The organism is Lysinibacillus sp. JNUCC-52 (assembly GCF_015999545.1).
In the GTDB taxonomy this organism is placed as follows: domain Bacteria; phylum Bacillota; class Bacilli; order Bacillales_A; family Planococcaceae; genus Lysinibacillus.
The window spans coordinates 4,613,874-4,640,696 of sequence record NZ_CP065546.1 but is presented as its reverse complement, the minus strand read 5'-3'; the positions used below and the strand labels follow the sequence as shown (position 1 = coordinate 4,640,696).

The 26,823-nt window shown below is 39.5% G+C and carries 30 protein-coding genes; 4 read left to right on the top strand and 26 right to left on the bottom strand.

Annotated elements, in window-relative coordinates; genetic code table 11:
• Window positions 1–59: 59 nt before the first annotated feature.
• The 3 genes from JNUCC52_RS22965 to JNUCC52_RS22955 all read right to left on the bottom strand — a co-directional run bounded on the left by JNUCC52_RS22965 (window position 60) and on the right by JNUCC52_RS22955 (window position 3,380).
• The gene (locus tag JNUCC52_RS22965) at window positions 60–1,253 is read right to left on the bottom strand and encodes an argininosuccinate synthase (RefSeq protein WP_173478951.1); all 1,194 of its coding nucleotides are present in this window, start codon (window positions 1,251–1,253) and stop codon (window positions 60–62) included.
• Between the two features lie 415 nt (window positions 1,254–1,668).
• Entirely contained in the window at window positions 1,669–2,424 is a 756-nt protein-coding gene (locus JNUCC52_RS22960) for an SDR family NAD(P)-dependent oxidoreductase (RefSeq protein WP_337980929.1), read from the bottom strand.
• 8 nt (window positions 2,425–2,432) lie between these two features.
• Window positions 2,433–3,380: an MBL fold metallo-hydrolase gene (locus JNUCC52_RS22955; protein WP_337980928.1), complete on the bottom strand. Its 948-nt coding sequence runs from the start codon at window positions 3,378–3,380 to the stop codon at window positions 2,433–2,435.
• A gap of 388 nt (window positions 3,381–3,768) precedes the next feature.
• Here JNUCC52_RS22955 and proC point away from each other — a divergent pair, with 388 nt between their 5' ends.
• The gene (gene proC, locus JNUCC52_RS22950) at window positions 3,769–4,575 is read left to right on the top strand and encodes a pyrroline-5-carboxylate reductase (protein WP_173478954.1); all 807 of its coding nucleotides are present in this window, start codon (window positions 3,769–3,771) and stop codon (window positions 4,573–4,575) included.
• A gap of 46 nt (window positions 4,576–4,621) precedes the next feature.
• Window positions 4,622–5,632, top strand: coding sequence for an NADPH dehydrogenase NamA (namA, locus tag JNUCC52_RS22945; protein ID WP_337980927.1), 1,011 nt, complete (start codon window positions 4,622–4,624; stop codon window positions 5,630–5,632).
• 238 nt (window positions 5,633–5,870) lie between these two features.
• Here namA and JNUCC52_RS22940 read toward each other — a convergent pair whose 3' ends face one another.
• From JNUCC52_RS22940 to JNUCC52_RS22930, 3 genes are read right to left on the bottom strand one after another with little or no spacing between them, the layout of a single operon-like run.
• A complete protein-coding gene (locus JNUCC52_RS22940) occupies window positions 5,871–6,149 on the bottom strand; it encodes a YuzB family protein (RefSeq protein ID WP_337980926.1) in 279 nt (92 codons plus the stop codon).
• A gap of 20 nt (window positions 6,150–6,169) precedes the next feature.
• On the bottom strand, window positions 6,170–6,892 hold the full coding sequence (locus tag JNUCC52_RS22935; protein ID WP_337980925.1) for a metallophosphoesterase family protein: 723 nt from the start codon (window positions 6,890–6,892) through the stop codon (window positions 6,170–6,172).
• Between the two features lie 21 nt (window positions 6,893–6,913).
• Window positions 6,914–7,795 (bottom strand): LysR family transcriptional regulator, encoded by an 882-nt coding sequence (locus JNUCC52_RS22930; RefSeq protein ID WP_337980924.1) that lies wholly within the window; start codon window positions 7,793–7,795, stop codon window positions 6,914–6,916.
• Between the two features lie 121 nt (window positions 7,796–7,916).
• Between JNUCC52_RS22930 and JNUCC52_RS22925 the strand changes: the two genes are divergently transcribed.
• Window positions 7,917–8,384 (top strand): DUF2332 family protein, encoded by a 468-nt coding sequence (locus JNUCC52_RS22925; protein ID WP_337980923.1) that lies wholly within the window; start codon window positions 7,917–7,919, stop codon window positions 8,382–8,384.
• On the top strand, window positions 8,368–8,943 hold the full coding sequence (locus tag JNUCC52_RS22920; RefSeq protein WP_337980922.1) for a DUF2332 family protein: 576 nt from the start codon (window positions 8,368–8,370) through the stop codon (window positions 8,941–8,943). Before JNUCC52_RS22925 ends, JNUCC52_RS22920 begins: the two co-directional genes overlap by 17 nt.
• A 470-nt stretch (window positions 8,944–9,413) precedes the next feature.
• Here the strand turns inward: JNUCC52_RS22920 and JNUCC52_RS22915 are convergent, their stop codons facing one another.
• The 20 genes from JNUCC52_RS22915 to JNUCC52_RS22820 form a co-directional block, all read right to left on the bottom strand.
• A complete protein-coding gene (locus JNUCC52_RS22915; protein ID WP_173478957.1) occupies window positions 9,414–9,980 on the bottom strand; it encodes an NADPH-dependent FMN reductase in 567 nt (188 codons plus the stop codon).
• Between the two features lie 11 nt (window positions 9,981–9,991).
• The gene (locus JNUCC52_RS22910) at window positions 9,992–11,047 is read right to left on the bottom strand and encodes an LLM class flavin-dependent oxidoreductase (RefSeq protein ID WP_173478958.1); all 1,056 of its coding nucleotides are present in this window, start codon (window positions 11,045–11,047) and stop codon (window positions 9,992–9,994) included.
• A 14-nt stretch (window positions 11,048–11,061) separates the two neighbouring features.
• Window positions 11,062–12,003, bottom strand: a complete 942-nt coding sequence (locus JNUCC52_RS22905; protein ID WP_337980921.1) for a ring-cleaving dioxygenase — start codon at window positions 12,001–12,003, stop codon at window positions 11,062–11,064.
• A 59-nt stretch (window positions 12,004–12,062) separates the two neighbouring features.
• A complete protein-coding gene (locus tag JNUCC52_RS22900) occupies window positions 12,063–12,500 on the bottom strand; it encodes a MarR family winged helix-turn-helix transcriptional regulator (protein WP_173478960.1) in 438 nt (145 codons plus the stop codon).
• Window positions 12,501–12,608: 108 nt separating this feature from the next.
• Entirely contained in the window at window positions 12,609–13,229 is a 621-nt protein-coding gene (gene cdaS / locus JNUCC52_RS22895) for a sporulation-specific diadenylate cyclase CdaS (RefSeq protein ID WP_173478961.1), read from the bottom strand.
• A 155-nt stretch (window positions 13,230–13,384) separates the two neighbouring features.
• A complete protein-coding gene (locus JNUCC52_RS22890; protein ID WP_337980920.1) occupies window positions 13,385–13,615 on the bottom strand; it encodes an acyl-phosphate glycerol 3-phosphate acyltransferase in 231 nt (76 codons plus the stop codon).
• 204 nt (window positions 13,616–13,819) lie between these two features.
• A complete protein-coding gene (gene rnz, locus JNUCC52_RS22885) occupies window positions 13,820–14,752 on the bottom strand; it encodes a ribonuclease Z (protein ID WP_337980919.1) in 933 nt (310 codons plus the stop codon).
• A gap of 96 nt (window positions 14,753–14,848) precedes the next feature.
• Complete coding sequence (locus JNUCC52_RS22880) at window positions 14,849–15,685, bottom strand: class I SAM-dependent methyltransferase (RefSeq protein WP_337980918.1); 837 nt, start codon at window positions 15,683–15,685, stop codon at window positions 14,849–14,851.
• Complete coding sequence (locus tag JNUCC52_RS22875) at window positions 15,682–17,181, bottom strand: cobyric acid synthase (RefSeq protein WP_337980917.1); 1,500 nt, start codon at window positions 17,179–17,181, stop codon at window positions 15,682–15,684. The genes JNUCC52_RS22880 and JNUCC52_RS22875 overlap by 4 nt, the downstream gene beginning before the upstream one ends.
• 107 nt (window positions 17,182–17,288) lie before the next feature.
• Window positions 17,289–17,825 (bottom strand): cob(I)yrinic acid a,c-diamide adenosyltransferase, encoded by a 537-nt coding sequence (locus JNUCC52_RS22870; protein ID WP_173478966.1) that lies wholly within the window; start codon window positions 17,823–17,825, stop codon window positions 17,289–17,291.
• 14 nt (window positions 17,826–17,839) lie between these two features.
• The gene (locus JNUCC52_RS22865; RefSeq protein WP_337980916.1) at window positions 17,840–18,400 is read right to left on the bottom strand and encodes a nitroreductase family protein; all 561 of its coding nucleotides are present in this window, start codon (window positions 18,398–18,400) and stop codon (window positions 17,840–17,842) included.
• Between the two features lie 70 nt (window positions 18,401–18,470).
• On the bottom strand, window positions 18,471–19,238 hold the full coding sequence (cobA, locus tag JNUCC52_RS22860) for a uroporphyrinogen-III C-methyltransferase (RefSeq protein ID WP_173478968.1): 768 nt from the start codon (window positions 19,236–19,238) through the stop codon (window positions 18,471–18,473).
• The gene (locus JNUCC52_RS22855; RefSeq protein WP_337980915.1) at window positions 19,235–19,873 is read right to left on the bottom strand and encodes a precorrin-2 dehydrogenase/sirohydrochlorin ferrochelatase family protein; all 639 of its coding nucleotides are present in this window, start codon (window positions 19,871–19,873) and stop codon (window positions 19,235–19,237) included. The genes cobA and JNUCC52_RS22855 overlap by 4 nt, the downstream gene beginning before the upstream one ends.
• Window positions 19,866–21,233, bottom strand: coding sequence for a cobyrinic acid a,c-diamide synthase CobB (locus JNUCC52_RS22850; RefSeq protein WP_337980914.1), 1,368 nt, complete (start codon window positions 21,231–21,233; stop codon window positions 19,866–19,868). Before JNUCC52_RS22850 ends, JNUCC52_RS22855 begins: the two co-directional genes overlap by 8 nt.
• An 11-nt stretch (window positions 21,234–21,244) precedes the next feature.
• Window positions 21,245–22,366, bottom strand: coding sequence for a cobalt-precorrin 5A hydrolase (locus tag JNUCC52_RS22845; RefSeq protein WP_173478971.1), 1,122 nt, complete (start codon window positions 22,364–22,366; stop codon window positions 21,245–21,247).
• Complete coding sequence (cobM, locus tag JNUCC52_RS22840) at window positions 22,359–23,144, bottom strand: precorrin-4 C(11)-methyltransferase (RefSeq protein WP_173478972.1); 786 nt, start codon at window positions 23,142–23,144, stop codon at window positions 22,359–22,361. Before cobM ends, JNUCC52_RS22845 begins: the two co-directional genes overlap by 8 nt.
• Window positions 23,144–23,851: a precorrin-2 C(20)-methyltransferase gene (gene cobI / locus JNUCC52_RS22835; protein WP_173478973.1), complete on the bottom strand. Its 708-nt coding sequence runs from the start codon at window positions 23,849–23,851 to the stop codon at window positions 23,144–23,146. The genes cobM and cobI overlap by 1 nt, the downstream gene beginning before the upstream one ends.
• Window positions 23,844–25,064, bottom strand: coding sequence for a precorrin-6y C5,15-methyltransferase (decarboxylating) subunit CbiE (gene cbiE / locus JNUCC52_RS22830; RefSeq protein ID WP_337980913.1), 1,221 nt, complete (start codon window positions 25,062–25,064; stop codon window positions 23,844–23,846). The genes cobI and cbiE overlap by 8 nt, the downstream gene beginning before the upstream one ends.
• Window positions 25,021–26,154 carry a cobalt-precorrin-5B (C(1))-methyltransferase gene (locus tag JNUCC52_RS22825; protein WP_337980912.1) on the bottom strand — a complete coding sequence of 378 codons (1,134 nt, stop codon included), beginning with the start codon at window positions 26,152–26,154 and terminating at the stop codon, window positions 25,021–25,023. The genes cbiE and JNUCC52_RS22825 overlap by 44 nt, the downstream gene beginning before the upstream one ends.
• Window positions 26,154–26,813, bottom strand: a complete 660-nt coding sequence (locus JNUCC52_RS22820) for a precorrin-8X methylmutase (RefSeq protein ID WP_173478976.1) — start codon at window positions 26,811–26,813, stop codon at window positions 26,154–26,156. The genes JNUCC52_RS22825 and JNUCC52_RS22820 overlap by 1 nt, the downstream gene beginning before the upstream one ends.
• Between the last annotated feature and the right edge of the window lie 10 nt (window positions 26,814–26,823).

The window sequence follows — 26,823 nt, the reverse complement described above, 5'->3', positions numbered from 1 at the left end:
ATTTCTTATCGAAAAGGTGCAGTACAGCGTTCATGCTACACTACACCCTAATGTAATAATTATTTTTTATTAACTGAAGAGTTAACCACTGTTGGCAGACCCCATAGTTCGATGAAGCCTACAGCTGATGCGTGGTTAAATTGGTCTTCTTTAGAGTAAGTTGCTAATTTTTCATTGTATAGTGAATTTGGTGATTTACGTCCTTCGACAATCGCATGACCTTTATAAAGTTTCACACGAACAGTACCATTTACGTATTGTTGTGATTCTGCAAGGAATGCTTGTAATGCATCACGTAAAGGAGAGAACCATAAACCATCGTAAATTAGTTCAGATAATTTTTTCTCAATAACTGGTTTGAAGTGTGCTAATTCTTTCACTAGTGTTAAGTCTTCTAGCTCCTTATGCGCAGTTAAAAGTACTTTTGCACCTGGAATTTCATATACTTCACGAGATTTAATACCAACTAAACGGTTTTCAACATGGTCGATACGGCCAACACCGTGAGCACCAGCTATTGCGTTCAGTTCTTGAATTAAATCAGCAAGCTTCATTTCTTTGCCATTTAATGAAACTGGTTTACCCGCAATGAATTCGATTTCCACATATTCTGCTTCATTTGGTGCATTTTCAACAGAAACTGTTAAGCCATAAGCTTCTTCGGGTGGTGATACCCAAGGATCTTCCATTACACCCGCTTCGTTTGCACGGCCCCATAAATTTTGGTCAATTGAGAATGGTGAATCTAATGTTGCAGGAATCGGTACATTATGTTGCATTGCATATTCGATTTCTTCATCTCGGCTCCAGCCCCACTCACGTACAGGTGCTAAAACCTCTAAATCTGGATTTAATGCTTTAATAGAAACTTCGAAACGAACTTGGTCATTACCTTTACCTGTGCAACCGTGAGCTACTGCGTCTGCACCCACTTGGTTAGCAATCTCCACTAATTTTTTAGAAATTAAAGGACGTGATAGTGCTGATACTAATGGGTATTTTTGTTCGTACCAAGTATGCGCCTGTAACGAAATAAGTGCATATTGTTCAGCGAATTCATCCTTTGCATCAACCATATACGATTCAATTGCACCTACTTGAAGAGCTTTATTTTTTACAAATTCAAGATCTTTACCTTCACCAACGTCTAGACAAACTGCAATTACGTCCCAACCTTGTTCTTTTAACCACGGAATTGCTACAGATGTATCAAGACCGCCTGAGTATGCTAATACTACTTTTTTATTTGCCATACGAAATGCGCCTCCAATTGCTCTATATGATATGTATGTTTATACACTCACTTAAAAGTTTATACACGAATAGTATCATGTTATAAAAATAAATACAAGTGCATTTTTATAAAAAAATGCACTTTTGCGAAGAATGTTAAAAGTCTACAATACCAATAACTATCGCTAGTATTCGAACAGTGATTATTTTCACTCGAAAATACGACTTATTCCTATATAGAAGTGTATACAATATTAAAAAGGTAAGCATGTAATGCGCAAAAACCCACATCGCTTCCCTCAGGAAACAACGTGGGTTTTCACTTGAATATTTATAATTGTTTGGGTGCCTGACACTAAATAAATGTGCATTACTGCAAGGTCTTCGTAGGGTTATTAGCTTGAATATTTATAAATTGTTTGAGTGACAGGCACTTTATTTCTTGTTGAATAACGGTTTTGCTAAAAATTCGATGGTAGCGGGCGCTAATGCATAAAGTTTACTTGTCCACCCCATCATTCGAGGCAAGTTCACTTCTCGTACTGGCCGTTCAATTGTTTTTACTGTCGCTTGTGCCACCTCTTCTGGCGTTAATAATAATCTACCTAACGACTCTCGATAACCACTTTCATCATTGACTTTATCTAAAAAAGGTGTGTCAATTGGTCCAGGATGAATGGCAGTTACTTTAATATTGTACGGAGCTAGCTCCATACGCAGGCCATTAGTAAAGCCTACAATGGCGTGTTTTGTCGCAGCATAAACACTTGCTTTAGGTGTCGCTACCTTACCAGCCTGTGAACCAATAAATATTAATTGACCTTGCTCACGCGCAATCATTTTAGTCGCTATACGCTTTGCTAAATAGATTGGAACACGAATATTGAGCTCTACCATTTGAGTAATATCTTCATCAGATAACATCGGTGCAATAGCAAACTTCCCTACACCAGCTGAAAAAATGGCTACATCGAGCATAGGTAGTTGCGCACATACTTTATCAATGGCAGTTAGAGAAGTTAAATCCGCTTGTATTACATTAGCGCCTAGACGTTGTAATGTTTTTAAAGCTACTTCATTACGCCCTGTTGCATATACGCTATGCCCTTGTGCAACTAATAATTCAGTAATTTTCAAGCCTACTCCACTCGTTGCACCTGTTACAAAGATTGTCTTTTTATTCATTTCCATGTATAAACCTACTTTCGTTTAAACAAATAGACACCTTCATTATTCTTCTCAGAAACCACTAGGTTATTTGCCTCTAAATAGTCTAAATGTCCAAGTGTTTTTGATAATGTTAAGCCAAGCTGATGCTGAAAAATCGATGGATATAAACGTTTTGTCATTTGTACGACTGTTAGTTCATCGCTTCCAAATAAGTCATACACCTTCATTGATTGATGATGTTGCCGTTCGAGACGCTTCTCAATTAAATATGGGATATCTTCTAAATTTGCTCCATGCCCTGTATACATAATGTTGACAGGCAATTGACGCAATATTTCAAGCGATGCATTATATTGCAATAATGATTTCGGACGACCTAATGTGCGATCTAAAGGTGGCTCGATTAATGGATTAGGTGTAATTTTTTCTAATAATAAATCACCACCGATAACATTATGCGTGTTTTCATCCCAAAAAATAAAATGACTTTGTGCATGTCCTAATGTTTCGATTGCCTTTAAACCAGGATGCCCTGGTACTTCATCTCCATCATGTAAAATTTGTGTCAATGGGCGTTCCCCCACAAGCTCTAATTCTCGACGAACATGGACGCTCTGTTGAATATATTCTCGTGGGACACCATGTTCGAACAAACGCTCACTGTAAAACATCTCATGATAACGTAAAAACTCTTCGTCATGGCGCAGCCATTTATCGTTATAGGCATGGCCTAAAATTTCCGCATAAGGAAAAGCATCCACCCAACCTGCATGATCGGGATGGTGATGGGTTAATACAACCTGTTCTATATCTCGTAAATCAAAGCCAGCTGCTCGAATTCCCCATTTTAGGGCATCATAAGCTTCCATTGTTTTTGGACCAACATCAAATATGGTTAATGCATCTCCTTTGACTACAAATGCATTGACGTCTCCTACTGCATAGGGTGTTGGAATTTCTATTTTATGTATCGACAAAGCTGTCTCCCCCTTTTTTACGCTACTAATGAATACCGATTCATCTATTCTACAAGTTTTTCTTTCTTAAGTCACCCCTCCAGTTGACAGCTTGACATATTATCAATATAATTTTGAATAATCAAATTATTTATGTGCGTTGAGGAAGCCAAGTATGTAGTTGGTGAAGGTGTCAAGAGAGTGTTACGTTTGCTGCAAGTAACATCGCCCACTCCCATTACAGAACCTACTTCTGAGCAGTTATGACAACATAACCGTCCCCTTGCGATAAAAGGGCTAAGAGTTGTGCCAATTGGCAAACAAAGGTGGTACCGCGGAAACGAGAGCGTTTTCGTCCTTCAATATAAGGACGAGAGCGCTTTTTTATTTTGAATCGGAGGTTTTTCCTATGAAAAAAATACTTTTTATTGGTGCAGGTTCGATGGCTGAAGCATTAATGCAAGGCTGGATTAAACAAAATGTATTTAAAGCACAAGAAATTTATGTCACCAATCGCTCAGATAAGGATCGTTTACAATTTTTACATGACACGTACGGCATTCATTGTAACTTTGAAGAATCGATTTATCAGCAAGCAGATCTTATTATTTTAGCTATGAAACCAAAGGATGCCATAAAGGCTATGCTTGATTTGCAATCAAAAATAACAGCGCATACTGCAATTCTTTCCATATTAGCAGGTATTGCCATTAGCACAATAACTGAGCAGTTAGGATTACGCCCTGTAGCTCGTGTGATGCCAAATACATCTGCAACAATTGGTATGTCAGCAAGTGGTATTGCATTTAATGATCAGGTAACAGCTACACAGCGTACAATGTTTTTACAATTATTAGAAGCTGTTGGATCGGTAATTGAGGTGGAGGAAGATCAGCTCCATGCCGTTACAGCGCTATCTGGCAGCGGCCCTGCTTATATTTATTATTTAATGGAAGCATTCGAACGTGTAGGAATTGAAGTTGGACTGTCAAAAGACACTGTAAGATTGCTGATGACGCAAACACTTGCTGGAACAGCTGAAATGCTAAAACAATCCGTTGATGAGCCTAATGTACTGCGGAAAAAAGTTACTAGTCCAGGGGGTACAACAGAAGCTGGAATTAAAGCGCTCGAACAATATCAGTTTAATGAAGCGATTGAAGCATGTATAAAAGAAGCAGAAGCTCGATCTCGCTTACTTGCAAAAAGTAAGTAACCCATGCAAAATAGAGGTATTAACTAGGAATTAGGAGGGCTCTGCTTTGATTAAATTATTTGAACCATACCAATTACAATCGATTAAGTTAAAAAACCGCATTGTCATGGCCCCAATGTGTATGTATTCTGCTAAAGAGGATGGTTTAGTTACACCTTTCCACCTTGTGCATTATGCAACGCGTGCCGCTGGACAAATTGGATTAATAGTATTAGAGGCTACTGCTGTAGTACCTGAAGGTCGAATCTCTAGTAATGACCTCGGTATTTGGGATGATGCGCATATAGAAGGGTTACAGCAAGTAGTAACAAATATGCAAGCTTACGGTGCTAAAACAGGTATTCAGCTTGCCCATGCAGGACGTAAAGCAACAGTAGATGGTGAAATTTTCGCTCCCTCAGCCATTGCTTTTAGCGATGAGTATAAAACACCATCTGAAATGACACTTGACGATATTAACTATGTCATTGAAGCCTTTAAAAAAGCTGCCATTCGCGCCCGTCAAGCAGGATTTGATGTGCTTGAGATTCATGGTGCACATGGCTATTTAATTAGTGAATTTTTATCACCAGCAACGAATAAACGAAGTGATCAATACGGTGGTTCACAAGAAAATCGCTATCGTTTGCTACGTCAAGTAATTGATGCAATTCGAAGCGTTTGGGAAGGCCCTCTTCTCGTTCGTGTTTCTGCGGAAGACTATGCACAAGATGGCACAACAATGGAAGACTTTATCGTCTTTAGTCGATGGATGCAATCACAGGGCGTAGATTTAGTCGACGTCTCCACTGGTGGAGTCGTTCAGGCACATATTCATGCGTTCCCTGGCTACCAAGTTCCACATGCCGAAGCGATAAAGCTTGGGGCAAATATTCCTACTGGTGCGGTTGGTCTCATCACACACGCGCAGCATGCGGAAGAAATTTTGCAAAATAATCGCGCTGATTTAATTTTCTTAGGTCGTGTTTTATTACGAGATCCTTATTGGCCGCTCCATGCTGCAAAAGAACTTGGCGCAAATATTGAACCACCTGTGCAATATGTTCGAGGTTGGTAACTTGACCTCTTAATTCATACCTAGTCACGCTGATAGCATGTTAACGTTGATGCTATCAGCGTTTTGTTTATTCGCGATTTCGGTGATTCATAAAACTTTAGCGGCGATTTCCCGCAGTCTAGCGGCGATTCAACTAGATTTATCGGCGATTCCATTGTGCTTATCGGCGATTCAACTAATTTTATCGGCGATTTCTCCATGTTTACAGGCGATTTTCCTACTACAAAAACCTATCATTTTAAAAAAGTGGGTTCTGCTTGATTTCTTCATCAATTGCTTGTACAAGTGACCGTGCGTCAGGTGCCGTAATAATCTCTCCATTAACAATGGCAAAGAGACCTTGCTCACAAATTTCACAGTGTGAAGTACAACCAGATTCTTCTATCTCTATATCTGAGCGTTCAGCTAATACGTCGTAGGCATCAGCTGCACCAAGGGATAAGTTTGTTATACAAAACTCGACTCTATTCGTCATTTGCTGAGGCTTTTTATTTTTCTTAAACAATGAAAATACCATAAAATCTCCACTCCTTTTAACTACATTCTCCCAGTTTCTAATGCACAGGTCCAATCCAAACGTCCATTTTCTTTACTTTTATTTATGACTTCTTGGCGATCATATCCAATAAGTACTTGCTCAATCAGCCAATTATCTTGTTCTTTGGATACAAGCGTGTAATGAGCAAATGGGGAACCCGATTCCATTTTATGATAGATTGGTAGCTCCTCTTCATAAGCTGGGAGACCAACGCTGCCCGGATTAATTATTATTTTATTATTTGGAAGGTAGACGACTCGAGGATTATGGGTATGTGCACAAAAAATAATTTGTTGTTGTATATCTTGTACATAATTCATAATTTCTTCTGTCTTTTTCAACGTTGAGCCATTTGCTCCGATGTTCTCCAACATATATACTTCATCACTTGCTGGTGTGCCGTGACAAAAATAAAAATCATCTGTTTCTATAGCAGCAGGCAAATTTGTTATCCATTGTCGGTGCTTGTCACCTAATAAATTTTGTACATAACGTAATGTTGGATTTGAAGCGTCTCCTAGTAGCATTCTATCGCAATTACCCATTAAACTTTGGACTTTCGCTTCTACTAGCAATTCATAAGTTTCTAATGGAAATAGCGGACCATACAAACTATCTCCTAAATTATAAATTGTTTGAATTCCCCTCTTATGAATATCAGCAAGGACAGCTTGCAGTGCGTCCCGATTTCCATGAATATCAGCTACAACTGCAATTTTCATTAAAAGTCGCTCCTTTCTAAATTATAAATAGTCCCTTGTCTGGAAGAGTTGCAATAATTCTTGTGGAACTTGGACGGAATCTTTGTAATAAAGGTAGACAGGAACGCTAGGTAATGGAAACTCTGTAAATGGCACAATATTAAAGCGCCCTTCCATTCGCTCTCTTCTAACAATCATACGAGGTAAAAATGACATACCTAAGCCGTCTTTGATTAATCGTTTTACTACATAAGATTGTGAAATCGACACTTGTTTCGTATAGACGTACTTATTATTGATTTGGTGTAAAAGATCCTCCCAAATGGTTGGATGATGATGAGTAAATAGTGTATATGTTTGGAATAATTCTTCATAATCAATATAAGCACCTGTTTCGTCATCAAAAGCATCTAGTGGAATGACTAATTCTAACGGACTGTCTACAAGCAATTCTTGGCACCAATGTCGATAACGTGTTGGCAATAAAGAAATACCGATATGTGCCTTACCACTATGAATTAATTCCTCCATTTTAGATGATTCCTCCACAAGAATTGAAATTTCAATTGTCGGATGTTCGTTTATAAACTGGTAAATAACATGTGGTAATATCGTTTCCACCATTAACGGAGTTATCGCAATGATGATTTTTTCTTGAATACCCTTCGTTACTAATTGAAAGCGCTCGATACTTTTTTCCCACTGCTGTATGATTTGCAATGCTTCCATTAAAAATAACTGCCCTGCCTCCGTTAATTGCACGCGATTTTTCTCTCGATGAAATAATGAGACATTCAGAAACTCCTCTAACTGATGAATATGTACTGTAATACTTGGTTGTGATACATGTAGTTCTTCAGCTGCCATTCGAAAATTACAGGACTTTGCTGCTACAACAAAAGTTTTTATCCATTTATAATCCACACTATCACCTACTTCAATTAAAAATTCTAATTAAATTCATTAAATATATTTAATTTACTAAATTGTATAACAATACTAAACTCAAGGCTAGATAGTTCATTTTAAAACAAAGGGGAGAAACATGATGTTAGCTACATTAAGCAACCAGTTCCGTACTTTCGCAAAAAATGAATGTGAAAACTCAAGCCCACTTTATGAACATTTAGCCAATCGAATCGCAGATGATGAAGAATTATTGCTTATTGCAAGTAATGGTGCATATGGTCAACCTATACCTAACTTATTTTTGGCGTCTGTCCACTATTTGTTAATGGCGAATAAAGATGACGAATTAGCATTCTTTTACCCTTCTCTCACCACTACATTGAAGTCAATTGATGATGTATATCCGTTTTTTAAAAAATTTATTTTATCCCATATTAATGAAATTAAAGCACTTCTTCAAGAAAGGCTTGTGCAAACAAATGAAATTCGACGTTGTGCATATCTTTATCCGATGATGACTGAAATTTATCAAAAACACCGAATGCCATTAGCATTTATTGAAATTGGAGCAAGCGCAGGCCTTCAACTTGCTATGGAACAATAATTACTGCTACAATCAAGCATTGTCAGATGCAAATTCCCATAGTGAACTAGTTATAGCATCAGAGAATATAGGTGATGCTCTACCATCTTCCATAAGCCAGCCGTTTATTGTGTCACAGCGGATTGGTATTGATTTAAATCCACTGGCCATTACAAATGAGACTGACGTTGCATGGCTGCAAGCGCTAATTTGGCCAGAACATCATGATCGACGCACACTATTAAATAAAGCAATTCCAATTTTAAAACAGCTCGATGTTCAACTGATTAAAGGTGATGCAATAGAACGTCTAACAGATATTAGTAGACAAATCGATCAAAATACGATGTTAATTGTTTTTCATACGCATGTAGCCAATCAAATCCCTCTTAAGTTACGGCATACATTAATCGACCGTTTAAAAGAAATTAGTTTGGAAAGACCCCTATATCATTGTTATAATAATTTATTTGATTTGCAGTTACATCAGGACTTTCTGCATGAAGGCAAAATCAAATCCATTCGGACAATCGATCAACCCGATGGACATGGAAGGTGGTTTAAATGGGCGAATGAATAGGTAGACTTTTGCCGTTGATTTCCGCTAGGTAACTGTAGCAGTGCCAGGCACTCAAACAATTTCCATGCTAAGCATGTTTTTTTGACCGACAAAGTAAAAATCCACGTAGACTCCTGCGGGAACGCACGCAATGTAAGACGCAACAATCCGCGCGTAGCGAGGGTTGTGGCTTACGTGAGTGCCCGCGGAAAGCGAAGTGGATTTTTACGATTTAGGAGCCGATATTATGCTAGGTCCTATGCGAAGTGCCTGGTGCTAAAGTATTTACACTAGTTAATTGGAGTGACGGGCGGTGACTCCTGTGAGAACAGCACAGAACGTAAGACGCAACTACCCGTACGTTCGAGAGTTGCGGCTTACGTGAGTGCCCGCAAAAAGCGTCCGCCCGCAATGTAAAACACCACTGCATGACTACCATACAGTGGTGTTTATTATTCTTTTAAATTAGTAGTCTTCCCCTTAAAGTTGCGTTAAAAATCATATTCCGCATCTTTTTTAGCACGGATTTCAGCGAAAGCATCTGCTACCATAATCGTATCTTCGGCTAAACGCTCTAAGCGGAAGAGGACATCGTCATTGACAATTTCTTGACGTAAAAAATCCTTTTCTTCTATAAAAACGTAGGTCGGTACAATATGTGCTTTCATATAAGCAAGTATTGGCTTTAGCTGTTGCTCAACCATTAAATAATGTTTCGATGTCCCTGCTGTCACTATTGCGCTCACTGTTTTGTCTCGAAAGGCATTGACGGGGAGCAAATCGAAAATATTTTTTAAAGTTGCTGGTATGGATGCTTGAAATGTCGGTGTACCAATTACCAATGCATCCGCAGCCATAATAGTTTCTGCTACATACTTCGTATCACCCTCGTAATCTACATAATTTCGACCATCACTGAATGCAATATTATACTGAGCTAGGTCTAGAATTGTCACTTCATGCTCTGGGTATTTTTCATGTAGTATATCAACGATTTTATGAATAGCTATTTTTGTTTTTGAGCCTACGATTGAACCTGCTAGTGCTACGATTTTCATGTTGTTCGCCCCTATTTCGCTGTATATTTTTTTATTGCTGGTATGATATCATTACCGATAATTTCGATATTTTTCATCAATTTATCGAAAGGTACTCCACCAAAATCAATTTGTGCCATAAAACGTTGCATGCCATAAAGTTCATATTGATAAAGCAACTTTTCAATAATCTGTTCTTTACTACCGACCATTAATGCATCACGTGGATCGACTGCTTGAGCAAATTGTTGTTTTGGATAGCCACCGCCACGAATGGCTTGAAAGCCCCCATTTAGGTGTGGGTACATATTTTGCAACGCTTCTTTCGATGTATCCGCAACATAAAATAAACTTGTTGTGGCAATGGGTAGCTGCTCTGCATCAAAACCGCTTCTTTCGGCTGCCTCACGATATGCATCGACAGATGGTTTAAAGTTTATTGCAGGTCCGCCTAATGTTGTTAACATCATCGGAATACCCATGTAACCAGCTTTTATCGCACTTGCGGGCGGACCGCCAACAGCGCGCCAAATTGGTAGTGAACCATTTTTAGGCTGTGGCAAAATTTGTGCATTGTGAAGAGGAGCTCTATACTTCCCTTCCCATGTCACGAGCTGTTCATCATTAATTTTTTTTAATAGCTCTAATTTTTCCTCAAAAATTTCTTCGTAGTCCTGTAAATTGACGCCAAGTAAATGATATGCCCCAACCCGTGAACCTCGCCCTGCTACTATTTCTGCACGTCCATCAGATATTAAATCAATTGTCGCAAAATCCTCATAGACTCTTACAGGATCTGAGACACTCAATACAGTTGCAGAGCTTGAAATTTTAATTTTTTTCGTTGCTTGTGCAATCGCGCCTAAAACGACTGTATGTGCTTGTGTTGTAAAATACGATTGATGACTTTCACCTACGCCAAATACATCTATCCCTGCTTGCTCTGCTAATTGGCTCATTTCAATTAGCTCCTGTATACGTTGCTGAGCAGATAACCGCTCACCTGTTAAAGGGTTTGGAATATGATCTCCCAATGAATAAAGTCCAAATTCTAAGCCTGCTGATTGATCGATACGATAGTTTTCCATTGTGCTCTCTCCTTTTAATCAAGTGGTTCTAAAATCGCTTCAATTTCTGCACGTTTTCCTTCTAAAAATGGTGGCAGATCAAGTTTATTCCCTAAATCTTCTATAGCGGAATCTACAGTAAAACCAGGTCCATCTGTCGCCATTTCAAAGAGAATGCCGTTACGATCTCTAAAATAGAGACTTTGGAAGTAATAACGGTCCACAACGCCCGAGCTGTCTAAACCACGTGCTTTAATTAATTCATCCCATTTATTCAGTTCTTCTAGCGTTGCTACTCGTATTGCAAGGTGATGGATACTGCCTCGCCCTGGTTTTTCACTTGGTCCCTCCAATTCCTTAACAAGGATTTCACCAAATGTTTCTCCCGCAATCGATTGAAGTCGTACTTCTTTGTCATCTTCAGTGACAACTGTATAGTCAAAAAGTTCTTGTAATAAATTCACTGTACGCTGTAAATAACGAACCGTAATTTCAACAGTGCCCATCCCTAAAATCCGATGTTCTGGTACAATATCAGTCCCATCCCATACTTGCCATTCGGCTGGAATCGGCTGTCCATTATGATTAATAAGCACCAGACGTAGCCCTTCATGATCTTCAAAAAACAATGCATCTTTACCCGCATATGTCACAATGTCACTATGTTCCACTTGTAAAAGCTCAAATCGATTTTTCCAGTATATTAAACTATCATAACTTTGCACTAATAACCCTATGCGCGTAATAGCATTCGTTCCACGTACTGTTCGTCCTGCTACAGGCATTTCAAAAAATGTTAATTCTGTTCCAGCTGATCCTGTACGATCACCATAAAATAAATGGTACATCGAAGGCGAATCTTGATTGACTGTTTTTTTCACACGACGTAAACCAAGGATTTTTGTATAAAACGCATTATTACGTTTTCCATTTTTTGTTAACATTGAAATATGATGATGTCCGCTTAATTTATTCAAAGTAGAGTCCTCCTAATTTTCACTTGACTAAGCAAGTGATGTTGTAAAAAAAACTACACCTAAGGTAATTTTTTTTCACGGCTATGCTTTTCTAATTTCGACATAAGTGTATATAAAGATTTCATTTCTTCCTCTGATAGAACGTCCTCAAAAAACGAGGATTGAAAGTGAAGCTGACTTGGTGTAGCCGCATCAATTAAATGCTCACCTTTTTTTGTTAATGATATTGTTTTTGTTTTCCAATTTTGTTTACGCTCAATTAGTCCCTCTTTTTCAAGACGGGCAAGCATTCGTGATATACCACCTTGCGTAACTGTAACTTTTTCCGCGAGCTGCGACTGTGTTAAAGGTGCATACGTCTTAATTTGAATTAGTACATCAAACTGAGCTGTTGTTAAATTAAAACGCTTTAAAAATTCATTCGATAGTTGATTACTTTGATTGGTAAAGCGCATCATTCGCAACCATGTTAGTGAGCCTAGTGTATGTTTTTCCATCACTTTGCCCTCCCTTCTTCGAACTGTATCATCACTTTACCACGCAAGTGAGCCAGTTGCAAGGAAAATATCTCGAATTTGAGATATTATTTAAAGAGCCTATTTTCACTATAAAATTCCTTCTGATGTAATGGGATGTAAGCTACCATTAAAAGCAAAAGAAATTCTTCCCGTTTCTTCTGAAATTACCATGATTAAAGCATCACTGCGCTCACTTAAACCTATCGCAGCACGATGTCTCGTTCCAAGTTTTTTATCGCCTGTATTAATGTCTGAAAGTGGTAGTACATTTGCTGCTGAAATAATTCGATTACTCTTAACTAAGACAGCGCCATCATGCAGAGGATTGCCTGGGTAAAAAATGGACTCTAATAAAGAATGTGTTAATTCTGCCCCAATATGAATTCCTGGCTTTATAATATGCTCAATAGGATTCTCTCTTTCAAATACTATTAATCCGCCATGGCGTCTTTTGGACATATTTTGCACGCAAATCGATAGCTCGGGATATTTTTCTGTAAATGGAGACAAATAGCAATTTAAATAAAACGTAGCTGCCTGCATTTCTATCGTTATAAATTGTTCCTTAATGTTATTTAAATCTGCTAGTAGGCATTCTTCTATTGTATCCATTGCGCTTAAACTTTGCTGTAAAGACAATATCAGTTCACTAAGTTCTTCTTTAATGGTTTGTTTTAATGGAGCAGAATCACAATTTGGTTGATTCATGAGTACACCTCAGTTCTTTATAATAACGATTCATACTTTGTATTTTTAGTTTTCCTATATGATAATTTTTTATTCGCTTTATCATTCACTTTCTATTAAAAAACACGTTGCATCTTTTACAAGATACAACGTGTTGCTTTGAACGTTATAGTTTATTACATATGACCAGCGCGGATTTTTTTGACGATGCGAAAGGTTGTAAAAGCTGCTGCTGGTGCAAGTACCGCGATAAAAATGAGCCATACCTTCAAGCTATCTGTTGATTTTAATAAATCATAATTTGAAGTAACATAAATAATGAGTCCGCCTAATAGTAAATAGCTTAACACGTTTGGAAAGATAACGAGTAAACGTAAAACAGCTGGTGGCATCTTTTGTTGATCCATACAACCACTCCCCTTTACTTAATTATACGGAAATCATCTATTAAACGCACTATATTTCTACAATTTCCCTAGCTTTTAACAACTTTACTTTATACTTACCAGCCGTTTGCTCTAGCTTTAGCCTTTTGGGAAAACGTCTATTCTAGTTGTTATGTGCTTTACTAATATTTATCGACTTCCATAGTATTAAACACTCATCGGAAACTATAATAATTTCTCCTGACTCCAATTAAATACCGATTGGTCTGATGTGAGGAAAGTTTGTGGAAAGATTGCTTGAGCTTCTGCTAAAAATACTGGCAAATCATGTGGCAAAAAACGTGCACTTAAATGATTAAGAAGTAAGTATTTTGCACCTGCTCTACTAGCTACCATAGCTGCCTCCACATTTGTTGAATGCCCATAGCTAGCTGCTAAATCGGTTGTGCTCCCATCAAATGTTGCCTCATGTACAAGGATATCTGCATGATCCGCCAATGAAATTGCTTCTTCGCAGTATTTCGTATCCCCTAAAACTGTAAGTATAAAGCCTTTTTTGGGAGGTGCAACAACATCCTTTGCTCTAATGATTGTTCCATTTTCTAGTTCAATGTCTTGTCCTCTTTTCAACTTGCCAAGTAAAGGTCCTTTTGGTACACCGAAAGTTTGTACTTTCTCCATCAGTAATTCACCAGGTAAGTCCTTTTGCTCTATTCGGTAGCCAAAGCATGGAACAACATGACGTAATTCACTAGCAAGCACTGTAAACTTTTCATCCTCGTAAATAATACCATCGTGTACTTCTACAAATTGTAATGGGTACGTTAAATGTGTTTTTGATAATGCAAATGTTTGCTCTACCCATTGCTGTAAGCCTGCTGGACCAAAAATAGTCAGCGGCTCATCTCCACCTTGAAAAGACCGCGAGCTCAAAAATCCTGGTAAACCAAAAATATGGTCCCCATGTAAATGCGTGATAAATATTTTTGACACTTTACGTGGCTTTAATGATGTATGCAAAATTTGGTGTTGTGTCGCCTCTCCACAATCAAATAGCCACATTTCACCGTTTTCATCTAGTAGCTTTACCATTAATGCGCTCGTATTGCGTTCCTTTGAAGGCATGCCTGCGCCTGTTCCTAAAAAATGCAGTTGCACAACTGCCACCTCAATTCTTTTTCTGTCGTTCTATTGTACCCTATTGCTAAACAGAAGAAAAACCTTTGGTGAAAGCTATCACCAAAGGTTTTTCTATTATTTCGGTTGCCATGATACGAGTGCAGCGTGGAAGTCATGACGATAGTAAAAACGACCGTTTTTTTCCTCAATATACGGGGCAAGCGACTCTTCAACATGTGATCGATTAAAGTCAGCACTTAATATTTTTTTGCTTTGTGTAGTCACAAGCTGTTCATATGATTCATATTCATACGTTCGCTTTAATGAAATAATGTCGCAATCTGCATATATATCCATTTCATAAAGTAAATTCAAAAACTCAATATAATCTCTTCGTGGAAATTTAATATCGTAACCGTATTTGTCATGTAATATTTCGTAATGCGGTTGAATTGGTCCTGTTGTCATGCCGATAATCGCACGTTTTTTAGCAAGTCGGTTCATGTGATATAGTGCTGCTTTAATTTCATACATGCGGTAAAAACAATTCACGCCAATTACAATATCATGTGCTGCTAACTCAGTTTCAGCAAGCCTTTCCCATTTCGCATGCACATAGGATACATGGTTCTTATGTTGCAAACAATGTTGCAAGTAGGCAAGTATGCTGTCTGAGCTATCGACACACGTAAGGTTGCTAACATAATTAGCAAGAGGGAACGTATAATTGCCCCATCCTGGACCAATCTCAACTACCGAATGTTGTGGCTGAATATGTTTCTTCATTTCTTCAAAAATTTGAGCTGCATAAGGATCAGTTTGACCCATTTTTTTGCGCGCAATCGACTGAGACCAAAACTGTTCTTCTAATTGATCGTTGACCATTCGCTCTGGCATTTGTCCTTGCCAATCCTTCATTCCTTCTTGCCATAATGCTTCATAGTTAATAGCTAACGGTCCTTTTCTTGTCATCCATGTACCTCAATTTTTAACATCTCGTATATTTTTTCCATATTTAAATTAGCACGCACATGCGATGCTAGCATATTATAGGCATCTTCCCTACGCTCAGCATCACTTTTGACATCTGTCGGCAATGGTGTTATCCCTTTTGATATGCGAATCTCGTTAACAAGCTGTCGTGTAAAGGTACGATTATGGAATAAACCATGGAAATATGTACCGATAACTTGTTCATCTGCACTTACAGCTCCATCAACACGTCCATCTGCTAACTGTAAAAATGGTGATACTTTATCTCGTAAAATGTTTGTGCGACCAAGATGGATTTCATAGCCTGTCAGTGTGTCATTTCCTCGCACTCCCGACATTTGCACAGTTTTTTTATCTCCTACAAATACTGTTTCTATTGGTAATAGACCAAGTCCATGTGCTGAATCACCATTTCCTTCAACTGCCTCAGGATCGAGTAATACTTCACCTAGCATTTGAAAGCCGCCACATATGCCAATAATTTTAGTGCCACGTGCACGTAAGCTTGCAATCGCCTGTGCAAAGCCTTGTGCTTTAAGCCATGCTAAATCATCCATTGTACTTTTGGTGCCTGGTACTATAAGTAAATCTGGTGTCCCTAGCTCTGCAACGTTGCCGATTAATCGCACACCGACCTCTGGCTCATCAAAAAATGGATCTACATCTGTAAAATTCGATATGCGAGGTAAACGAATCATCGCCACATCAACTGAAAACTCTCCAGGCTTTGGTTTTTTAAATCGCAGTGCAGACAACGCTAATGAATCCTCCGCTTCGATATTGACATCTACATAAGGCACAACGCCTAGAACAGGGATGCCTGTTTCACGTTCAACCCATTCAATGCCATCGTCTAATAGCTCGCGCATACCTCGAAATTTATTAATGATAAGCCCCTTTACACGTGCACGCTCTGCATCATCAAGTAAAGCGAGTGTCCCAATAATAGAAGCAAACACACCACCGCGGTCAATATCTGCCACTAACACAACTGCTGCATCTGCTAAATGTGCCATGCGCATATTCGCGATATCACGATCTTTTAAATTAATTTCAGCTGGGCTTCCCGCACCTTCAAGCACAATGACATCATATGTATTTTGTAACGTACGTACTGACTCCTCAACAATCGGCATAGCTTGCTGTACAAATTGATTGCGATAGCTCTTGGCATCCATATTTAAGAAATGCTTGCCATGAACAATTACCTCAGATACCATATCCTGTTTTGGCTTTAATAAAATCGGATTCATATGTGTTGTCGCTACAACACGAGCTGCTTCAGCCTGTACCCCTTGTGCGCGGCCAATTTCCCCGCCATCCTCGGTTACAAATGAATTTAGCGCCATATTTTGCGACTTAAAAGGTACCACTTTTAGCCCATCATCTGAAAAAATACGACATAATGCCGTACATATCATACTTTTCCCAACGTCAGAGGCTGTTCCTTGAATCATAATTGATTTTGCTGGCATTCTGATTTCCCTCCTTGATAATTAGGAGGGTCGCTTATATTCAGTGACTTAAATCACTACTGAATATCCCCCCATAGAATGTAATATCGTAATTTGAACAGATAGATTTAGAATTCTAGTCCTTTGACTGCAGGAATTCCCTCTTCATAATAATGTTTCGTTGCATCTATTGTTGATACTAAGTCTGCCATAGCAACAAGGGCGGGGTTCGCACTGCGTCCTGTTACGACAAGGTGCATTGTGGAAGGACGTTGGGCAATGGCTTCGAGCACTTCAGCTAATGGCAGTACGTCATCGATTGGAAATTTTGTAATTGCGAGCGCATTGTTAAGCTCATCTAGAACGAGTAAATCAATGCTGTCATCTTGTAAAGCTTGCTTTGTTTTTTGCCAAGCTTTTGCTAATGCGGCACGATGTTCCTCGGGTGTTTTTGTCCAAGTAAACCCTATTCCCATTTGCTCCATTTCTACTCCAAGTTTTGATAGGGCAATTTTTTCACCGTACGTACGCTCTGGCGATTTTATAAACTGCATATAACGCACATTTAAACCACGCCCTACTGCGCGTAATGTTACACCAAGGGAAGCTGTCGTTTTTCCTTTGCCATCACCTGTGTATACTAAAAATAAACCTTTTCTAGCCATTTCTCCTACCTCCTTTAGAGCCAAGTTGTTTTTTCTTCAAATGATGTACGTTTTTTGTCTTTAAGCTCTTGCTCTTCGGGATAACCTATGAAAATAGTACCTACGACCTTTTGATTGTCACCTGCACCGATGAATGTATGCATGCGAGAATCATGCACAAGTCCAACACCTCTCGTACGCCAAACAAATCCTAACCCTAGTTCCTCGGCAGCTAGCCACATAGACATAATCGCACTGCATACAGCAAAAATATTATCTTCTGTTGCGTCTTTATCATCTTCCACAATATCGGCTGTCACCACTATTGCCACAGGTGTTGTTTGGACAACCTTTAATGAACTTTCCACTAAATGAGGCTTCGTTGGAAATCGTTCTTGCAAATATGTACTAGCCATTGCTTCATAACGGTTCATTGCGTCACCTTCTATAACATAAAAATGCCAAGGTTCTCGCATTCGGTCATTAGGTGCATACGTCGCGGCTTGTAAAATTTGCTCTATTTTTTCTTTTTCAATAGGCTGGTTTGTATAGTTACGAATTGCTCGGCGATTTTTTAATGCTTCCATTACTGTCATGTAGTGGTCCTCCTTTGATCTATCTCTTTTGTCATTTGCTCGTCTTTTTATTTATATAAGAAAATAGCAATTAGCTAAAAGCGAGCCCTTGCTCTTCAAACCATTGAATTTTTTCACGAACCTTAACTACGTCCCCTACAACAATCATAGAAGGATTATGATAACCCTCTCGATCAATAATACTAGCAATGTCATTTAGTGGTCCTGTTATTGTACGTTGTTGCTCAGTAGTCCCCCATTCAATGACCGCAACGGGCGTAGTCGCTGGGCGACCATTGTCAATGAGTTTTTTCGCGATATATGCAATATTCCCTACACTCATATAAAATGCGACAGTATCAATACCAGTTGCAAGTGCTGGCCAATTTAAAAAATCTTGTCCTTTTTCCTCACGACCATGACCTGTAACTAGTGCAAAACTTGTAGCAAAATCTCTATGTGTAACAGGAATGCCTGCATAGGCAGGAGCTGCAATTCCCGCAGTAATACCTGGTACCACTTCATAACGTATATCGTGATTTTTCAATATTTCAGCCTCTTCAGCGCCACGTCCAAACACAAAGGGATCTCCACCCTTTAAACGAGTTACAACTTTACCTTCTTGTGCCCGCTCAACAAGCAATGCATTAATTTCATCTTGAATAAGATGATGTTTACCAGGCAATTTACCACAGTACACAAGCTCTGCATCTTTTTTCGCAAAATCCAATAATTTCGGATTCACTAGACGATCATACGCAATGACATCGGCCTTTTGAATACATTCTAACCCATACACCGTAATGAGCTTCGGATCGCCTGGACCAGCCCCTACTAAATATACAATTCCTTCTTTCATCGCGTTTCTCCCGTCAATAGTTGTTGTAAATAGGCCTCTCGTCGGTCAATCTCTCCACTTCGTGTCCATTCTAATAACTTTGGCTCAAGTAATGCTTGTAACGCGGCACGTCTTTGGTCACCCTTATCAAATGTAGCAGTAACCATTAGACGCGCTTGTTGTAAAAAGCATACGTAATCCTCATAGACGTTATCAAACTGCTCCGCTAAATCTTCTTTAATCTTGCGTGCGAGTGCTGGGCTTGCACCAGATGTGGAAACTGTCAACACTAAAGGGCCACGACGAATGGTTGCAGGAGTTATAAAGTCGCTCTCTCCTTGTACATCTGCGCGATTTAAGAGTTGCCAATGTTGCGCCGCTTCTTGGACCGCATTGTTGACGTTCGTTTGATTCGTTGCGGCAATAATTAATATTGCATCATCTAAATCACGTGGCTCAAATTCTTTTTCGCGCCAAGTTATTTGCCCTGATTCTGCAAGTGGCACTAATGAGTTGTGTAAAGTTGGACTAACTACTACAATATTTGCTTTAGCAGGTAGCAATGAAGTAACCTTTTGCGTTGCAACATGACCACCACCAACAATAACAACTGTTTTATATTCAATATTTAAATGGATAGGAAAGTAATTAGTCATGTGTTTTCACCTTCTTACATGCAGTTAACCAGTTATCAACTAGCTTTGGATTGGAAACAAAATGAAAATGCGTATAGCCTGCTACTAAATTTCCGTTTTGGTAACCTTCTTGTTTATTGCCAAAACGCCCTTTTGTTTCGTAGGCAGGCGTTTCATGGGTACCACTGTATGAAGAATAATGGAATTCATGGCCCTTTGCTTGTTCGTCCTGACCGATTAAAAAGTTAGACGTTGTTCCAAAAATTTCACGATAGCCAAGTGCCGCAAGCTTTGTTTGCATCGCTACTTCCCCAGGAATAACTCCTAGCATTTCATGACGTTCCCCTTGACTATTTGTAATTGCTTCAGTCAAATACATAAAGCCACCGCATTCCGCTAATGTCGGTAAACCTTTCGTGATGGCTTCACGAATGGATGATTTTACGATTGCATTTTTTGCTAGCGTATCGGCAAACTCCTCTGGGAAGCCCCCACCGATATATAAACCATCTGCTTCCGCTGGTACGGGTTCATTTGCAAGTGGTGAGAAAAATTGCACTGTTGCACCTTTAGCTCGTAAAAGTGCTAGATTTTCCTCGTAATAGAAATTGAATGCAGCATCTTTTGCCACAGCAATACAAATATCTTTTGTAGGTTGTGTGGCAAATAGTTGTCCCGTCTCTTGTAGAACGGGTGCCTTTGTTAATGACAATAGTAAATCCAAATCAATCGTCTCTGCCATTAAAGCTCCTAGCTTGTCAAAAAATGAATCGAGCTCACCACGTTCAATCGCAGGAATAAGCCCTAAATGGCGACTTGGAATATCAATGCCTGTTTCACGTTTTAAATAGCCGATAACTGGAATACCACATTCCTGCTCAATCGCAGCTTTGGCAATTTCATAATGACCAACACTGCCTACTTGGTTCGCAATAACGCCGACAATGTTTGGTTTATCAGAAAGTAGCTGAAAGCCTTTAACTACAGCTGCTACGCTGCGCGCCATACTAGCACAATTGACGATTAAAATAACTGGACTTTCGGTCACAACACTAATGTCCGCCGCAGAGCCTTCATCAGATAACGGACTTTTGCCATCATAAAAGCCCATAACACCTTCTATAATGGAAACGTCCGCATCCATGCTTGCACGTGCAACAATATCACGTACCGCATCATGCGAGAACATCCAGCTATCAATATTACGTGATACACGTCCAGTTACGGCTGTATGGTAACTAGGGTCTATATAATCAGGACCACATTTAAAGCCTTGTACGACTTTACCTTTTTCTTGCAAAGCTTTCATAAGGCCAATTGTAAATGTTGTCTTGCCAACACCACTGCCTGTCCCTGCAAGTACAAAGCGATTTGTTTGCATAGGATTCCTCCTTAATATACTAATCTTGCTACAGAAATCGTAGCATTGCCTGATTTTTTCTTTGGTAATAGCAGGGAATCAACCTGTGCATAGCGCATAGCAGCTGGTTCACTTACCCCATATGCCCCTGTATATTTAAATACTGTCTCAGATGGCGATGGGAAATTGATTTCATTTAATTGTTCGGGAGTATATGTTACAAACGCCCAATCATATTTTTTTGTTATTTCAATAAAGCATGATTCATCTTTTTTCAAATCAATTGTACAAAGTGCTTTGACACTTTTTTTCGAAAGCTTCAGCTCTGCTAGCGTTTCATCAATCACTTGTTCAATCTCTTCAACTGCCGTCCCACGATTACAGCCCATACCAAGTACAATCGTTTTTGGTCGATAAATGACGCCATTTTCAAGAAGTACTTCTTCCTCAGGTTCAATGAGACGGTCGGTAATGAACAGCGTAGCGTGTGGATTTGCTTCAATCGCTTCGTGTGCTGATGGGTAAATTTTTATTTGCTCAGGCATTGGTGTATCACGCATCCACCAATCACGTTCCCCAGCTTCCTGCACAATTGCAACGTGTTCTTCATTAACAACAGAGGCGCTAACAGGTGTTAGCTTATCTGCACTGTCCCAAACCCAGCCAAAGCGAGCACCAAATAAGTCAACAGGAATTGTTTTTTGAACGTCAGAAGCTGTTGTAATAATAGGGTTTGCTCCAAGTGCCGCTGCAACTTCATGCGTTAGCTCATTCGCTCCACCTAAATGCCCCGAGAGTACACTAATTACATTCTCTCCCCGATCATCAATAACAACAACACCAGGATCAGTCTTCTTATCCTGTAAAATTGGTGCAATCATGCGCACCACTGCACCAAGTGAAATAATTAAGATTAAGCCTTTATACTGCTTAAAAAGCGTCGGTAGTAATAAACGAACAGTACCAGAAAAAAGCTGAATATGCTTTTCATCTTCGTCGCCCTGTTCAAATTTACTCATATAATATAGGTCACTTGCAGCAAATGTTTGCTGTAGCTTGCGACCGATTTGAACACCATGCTTTGTAATGGCCACAACAGCATACGGATTGCGCTGATCAACTGCAGGCAATACCCCCTCTTGTAATTCAATCACTTGTCTTCACACCTTTTCGGAAGCCATGTGTAAAGGTCGCATCATATAGTTTTGAGCGGTACTCGTCTTTATCATGGATATTTGGGTCTAATGCCCAACCAGCTAAAATCATCGCATGCTTACGAATACCATTGACACGCATCGCTTCATCAAGCTCAACTAAAGTCGTACGAACAATTTTTTGATCGGGCCAAGTTGCACGCTGAATGACCGCAACTGGTGTATCATCAGACCATCCCGCACTTTGCAATTCTTTGACAATTTTCTTTGTTAGTGTTGCACTTAAAAACAGCGCAATCGTACAATGATGGCTAGCAAGATCACGTAGCTTTTCAAACTCAGGTACAGGTGTACGACCTTCTGCACGTGTTAAAATAAGCGTTTGTGTTAAATCAGGAATGGTTAATTCCGCACCAATTGCCGCCGCTGAAGCAAATACCGAGCTAACTCCAGGAATAACTTCGTAGCCAATCCCTTCCTTCTTCAACAATGCAATCTGTTCCATGATAGCTCCATACATCGCAGGGTCGCCCGTATGCATACGTGCTACTACTTTCCCTGCATTGACACGTTCAACCATGACCGCCACCATTTCTTCTAAATGCATACCAGCTGTACGAATAACTTCCGCACCTGGCTTTGCCTTTGCAATAAGATCTTCATTGACTAGTGAATCCGTATACATGACAACATCCGCTGTTTGTAGCATATGTAAACCTTTAACTGTAATTAAATCTGGGTCTCCTGGGCCTGCACCAACAATATAAATTTTCTTCATTATTTACGCACCACCATTAACGTTAAATATTCTAAATCTACACCGTCTAGTTCACGCACATCCCAAATAATTTCCTCATCGGACGTAACCTTTGTCACAACGGAAGCCTTATCAAGCAAGTCTAAATCACGTAGCACTTCTAACATTAAATCAATAACCTTTGCTACTTTTATAAATACGACTGCATCATGACTTTCAATGGCCTCACGCATTGCCTCATAATTATCATGAGCTGGAATAATTGCGACACGATCATCTCCATCCGCAAGGGCTATGCCTAGTCGTGATGCAGAACCATTGAATGATGAAATACCAGGTACAGTACGAATTTCTACATCTGGATGCGTGTCCTGCATTAACTTCATCATATGAATAAAAGTACTATATAAAAGAGGATCACCTTCTGTCACAAAGGCAACATCCTTGCCTTCTTTCAATTTACCATAAACAAGTTCAACAGATTTCGTCCATTCACGTTCTAAAACTGCTTCATCCTTCGTCATCGGGAAAACAAGACCAAGCATATCTTTTTCCTCAGGATTAATGTAAACATCCACAATACGATGTGCATAGCTTTTACTACCCTTTAATTTTTTCGGGTAGGCAATAACGGGTGACTCTTGGATAACTCGGAATGCCTTTACTGTAATTAACTCTGGGTCGCCAGGGCCTACGCCTAAGCCATATAAAATACCAAGATTACTCATGATTTTCTTCCTTTCGATGTGCCGAAATAATATAGATCGGGTTTAATGGGACAAAGCGAGTCATATCTAAAATCGGTTTACTACGTGCAAGTTGCGCCTGTAAAATTTCTACTGCAAAGCCACAAGCTTTAAACGCCTCAACTGCCTTATATAAATTTTCAATTGTAGCCGCATTTAAGACAATGCGACCATTGGGCTTTAGGCGTGCACAGCACAGTTGTAATAACTCCACCATTTCCCCACCTGTTCCGCCGATAAAAATCGCATCTGGGTCTGGAAAATGTTCCAGTCCAGCTGGCGCTTTACTATGAATAGCGGTAATATCCACGCGGAATTTCTGTTGATTTTGTAGACAGTTTTCTAAATCAGGTGCATTTTTTTCCACTGCATACACTTGACCTTCAGGTGCCAGTTTACCAGCTTCAATTGCCATCGAACCTGTGCACGTACCAACATCCCAAATCGTACTATCCTTTTGAATTTGCATAGCTTGTAAACTTAATACACGAATTTCTTTTTTCGTAATCAGTCCTTTATCTGGTTTACGTTGCGAAAACTCTTCATCTTCAATACCAAGTGTATAATGCTTAGGAGCTGATGTTTGCTGTAGAATAACAACATTTAAAGGTGAAAATTCCGCTTTTTCTAATTCATCAAGAGTATACCAGCCATATTTTTCATCAATGCCTTGTAAATTTTCTGCCACAAAAGCTCGGTATTCGGTTATACCAAAATGCTTTAAATAACGTGCCAGTGCATTTGGATTATTGTCTGCATCTGTCAGTAAAGCTACTTTCTTTTTGCCATCAATACGTTGCGCTAAGCCTTTCATTGGTCGCCCGTGAATACTCGTTATATAGGCATCCTGCCAGCTTTCGCCCATTTTTGAAAATGCAAGCTGCACGGAGCTCATATACGGATATACTTCGATATTCAGCTTTTTGGCTAAATAGCCCCCTATGCCATAAAACAAAGGATCACCCGAAGCTAAAATAACTGTCTGTCTCGTTTCTTCGGATAGTTTTTCAACAAGCGTTGAAAGTCCGCCTTTAATGACTACTTTTTCTCCTGTAAAGCTTGGGAAAAAATCAAGGATACGCTCACCACCTACAAGCACCTCGCAGTCTTCAAGCCACTGTCTATACTGTGGTAGCAAACTTTCCTGCCCGTTATCCCCGATCCCAATCAATTTCATCGATTGATGCAATGTCATCAGCCCTTCCTAATAATTGTCCCTGCATCGAATAAATCGATGTGGAGAGCGTCATGCCCCCTCTAATATGATGTAAAGAAGAATAACAGCACGCCTCGCATAGGTGATGAAAGAAAGCATCGTAGCCTTTTTCAGCCATGATTTCACCAACCTGTGATGCGGTATTTGCCTCTCTTACTTGCGCTACTGTTTCTTCATCTGCCCCAATATCAATGGCTAGCTGCGCTAAAAAATTAAAATCAATGGCTGCGCTTTTGGAGTGCACCATCATTACACCTTGTGCTACTTTCGAAAATTTCCCCATCATTCCAACGAGCGATACTTGCTTAATGCCAAGTCGTTTACAATGCTTTAATGTAAAGCCGACAAAATCACCCATTTCAATAAATGCTTCCTCAGGTAATGTAGGATATTGGGCCATCCCAAACTTTTCACTTCGCCCACCTGTTGTGACAACAACATGTTCACAACCAGCTGCCCTTGCGACACTAATAGCTTGAACAATACTTGCCATATATGCAGAACTCGAAAAAGGCACGACGGTTCCCCTTGTGCCTAAAATGGAAATGCCCCCAATAATGCCAAGACGACCATTTAATGTTTTTTTTGCAATTTCCTCACCTTCTGGTACAGAAATAACAACATTTACGCCGCGATTAATTTTAAACTCGTCTAGCACGTCTTGTACGGTACTATGTATCATTTTACGTGGTACAGGGTTAATTGCTGCTTCCCCAACAGCAACAGGCAAGCCGGGCTTTGTTACGCGCCCGACGCCAATACCTCCATCTAAATGTATCCCAGGTGTATTAGCCCAGCTTACTGTGCCAATAATAAGGGCTTTGTGTGTCGCATCTGGATCATCACCAGCATCCTTAATCGTTTCACAGCTTACTTCATTGCTGCTAAACGTACATTTTTCTATCGTAAATGTTGCGTCTCGTCCAATAGGCAAATGAATAGTACTCGTTTCTTGCTCTTCATTTGTAATGAGTGCTAGTAATGCTGCTTTTGTAACTGCAGTTGCACAGGCTCCTGTTGTATAACCGTGACGCATGTCTTTAGGATCCTTTTTTGGCTTCCGCTCCATTATTTTTTCGCCTGTTCGTCCGCTAATAATGAAACGGCATTTAAAGCAGCAACCGTCACTGTACTACCGCCTTTACGCCCAACATTTGTAATATAAGGAATTCCCTCTAGCTTTAACAGCTCTTCTTTTGACTCTGCTGCTGATACAAACCCTACTGGCATACCAATAATTAAGTCTGGTTTGGCTAACCCTTCTTTAATTAAGCGAATTAACTCTAGTAAGGCTGTCGGTGCATTTCCGATTGCATAAATGCCACCTTCGTGTAATTTTGAAGCCTTTTGCATAGAGATAATCGCACGCGTTGTATTTTGTTTTTTTGCTTCAATAGAAACGTCTTCATCTGCGATATAGCAGTGTAAATCCCCACCATGCTTTTGGAAACGTTTTTTTCCTGAACCACTTTCAATCATTTGTACATCAGCAATGACATGACGACCTGCAAGGATTGACTTAATGCCTGCTTCAATCGCTCCTGGTGTAATAATAACGCTACGTCCTAATTCAAAGTCAGCAGAAGCATGGATAATACGACGTACAATCTTCCACTCATCTTCTGTAAAATCATGTTCGCCCATTTCCTCTGCAATTATCGAGAAACTATAGTCATAAATTTTGTCTGGGTCTACTGTTAATGGTTTGAAATCTGTTTTGAAATCCATATGGAATGCC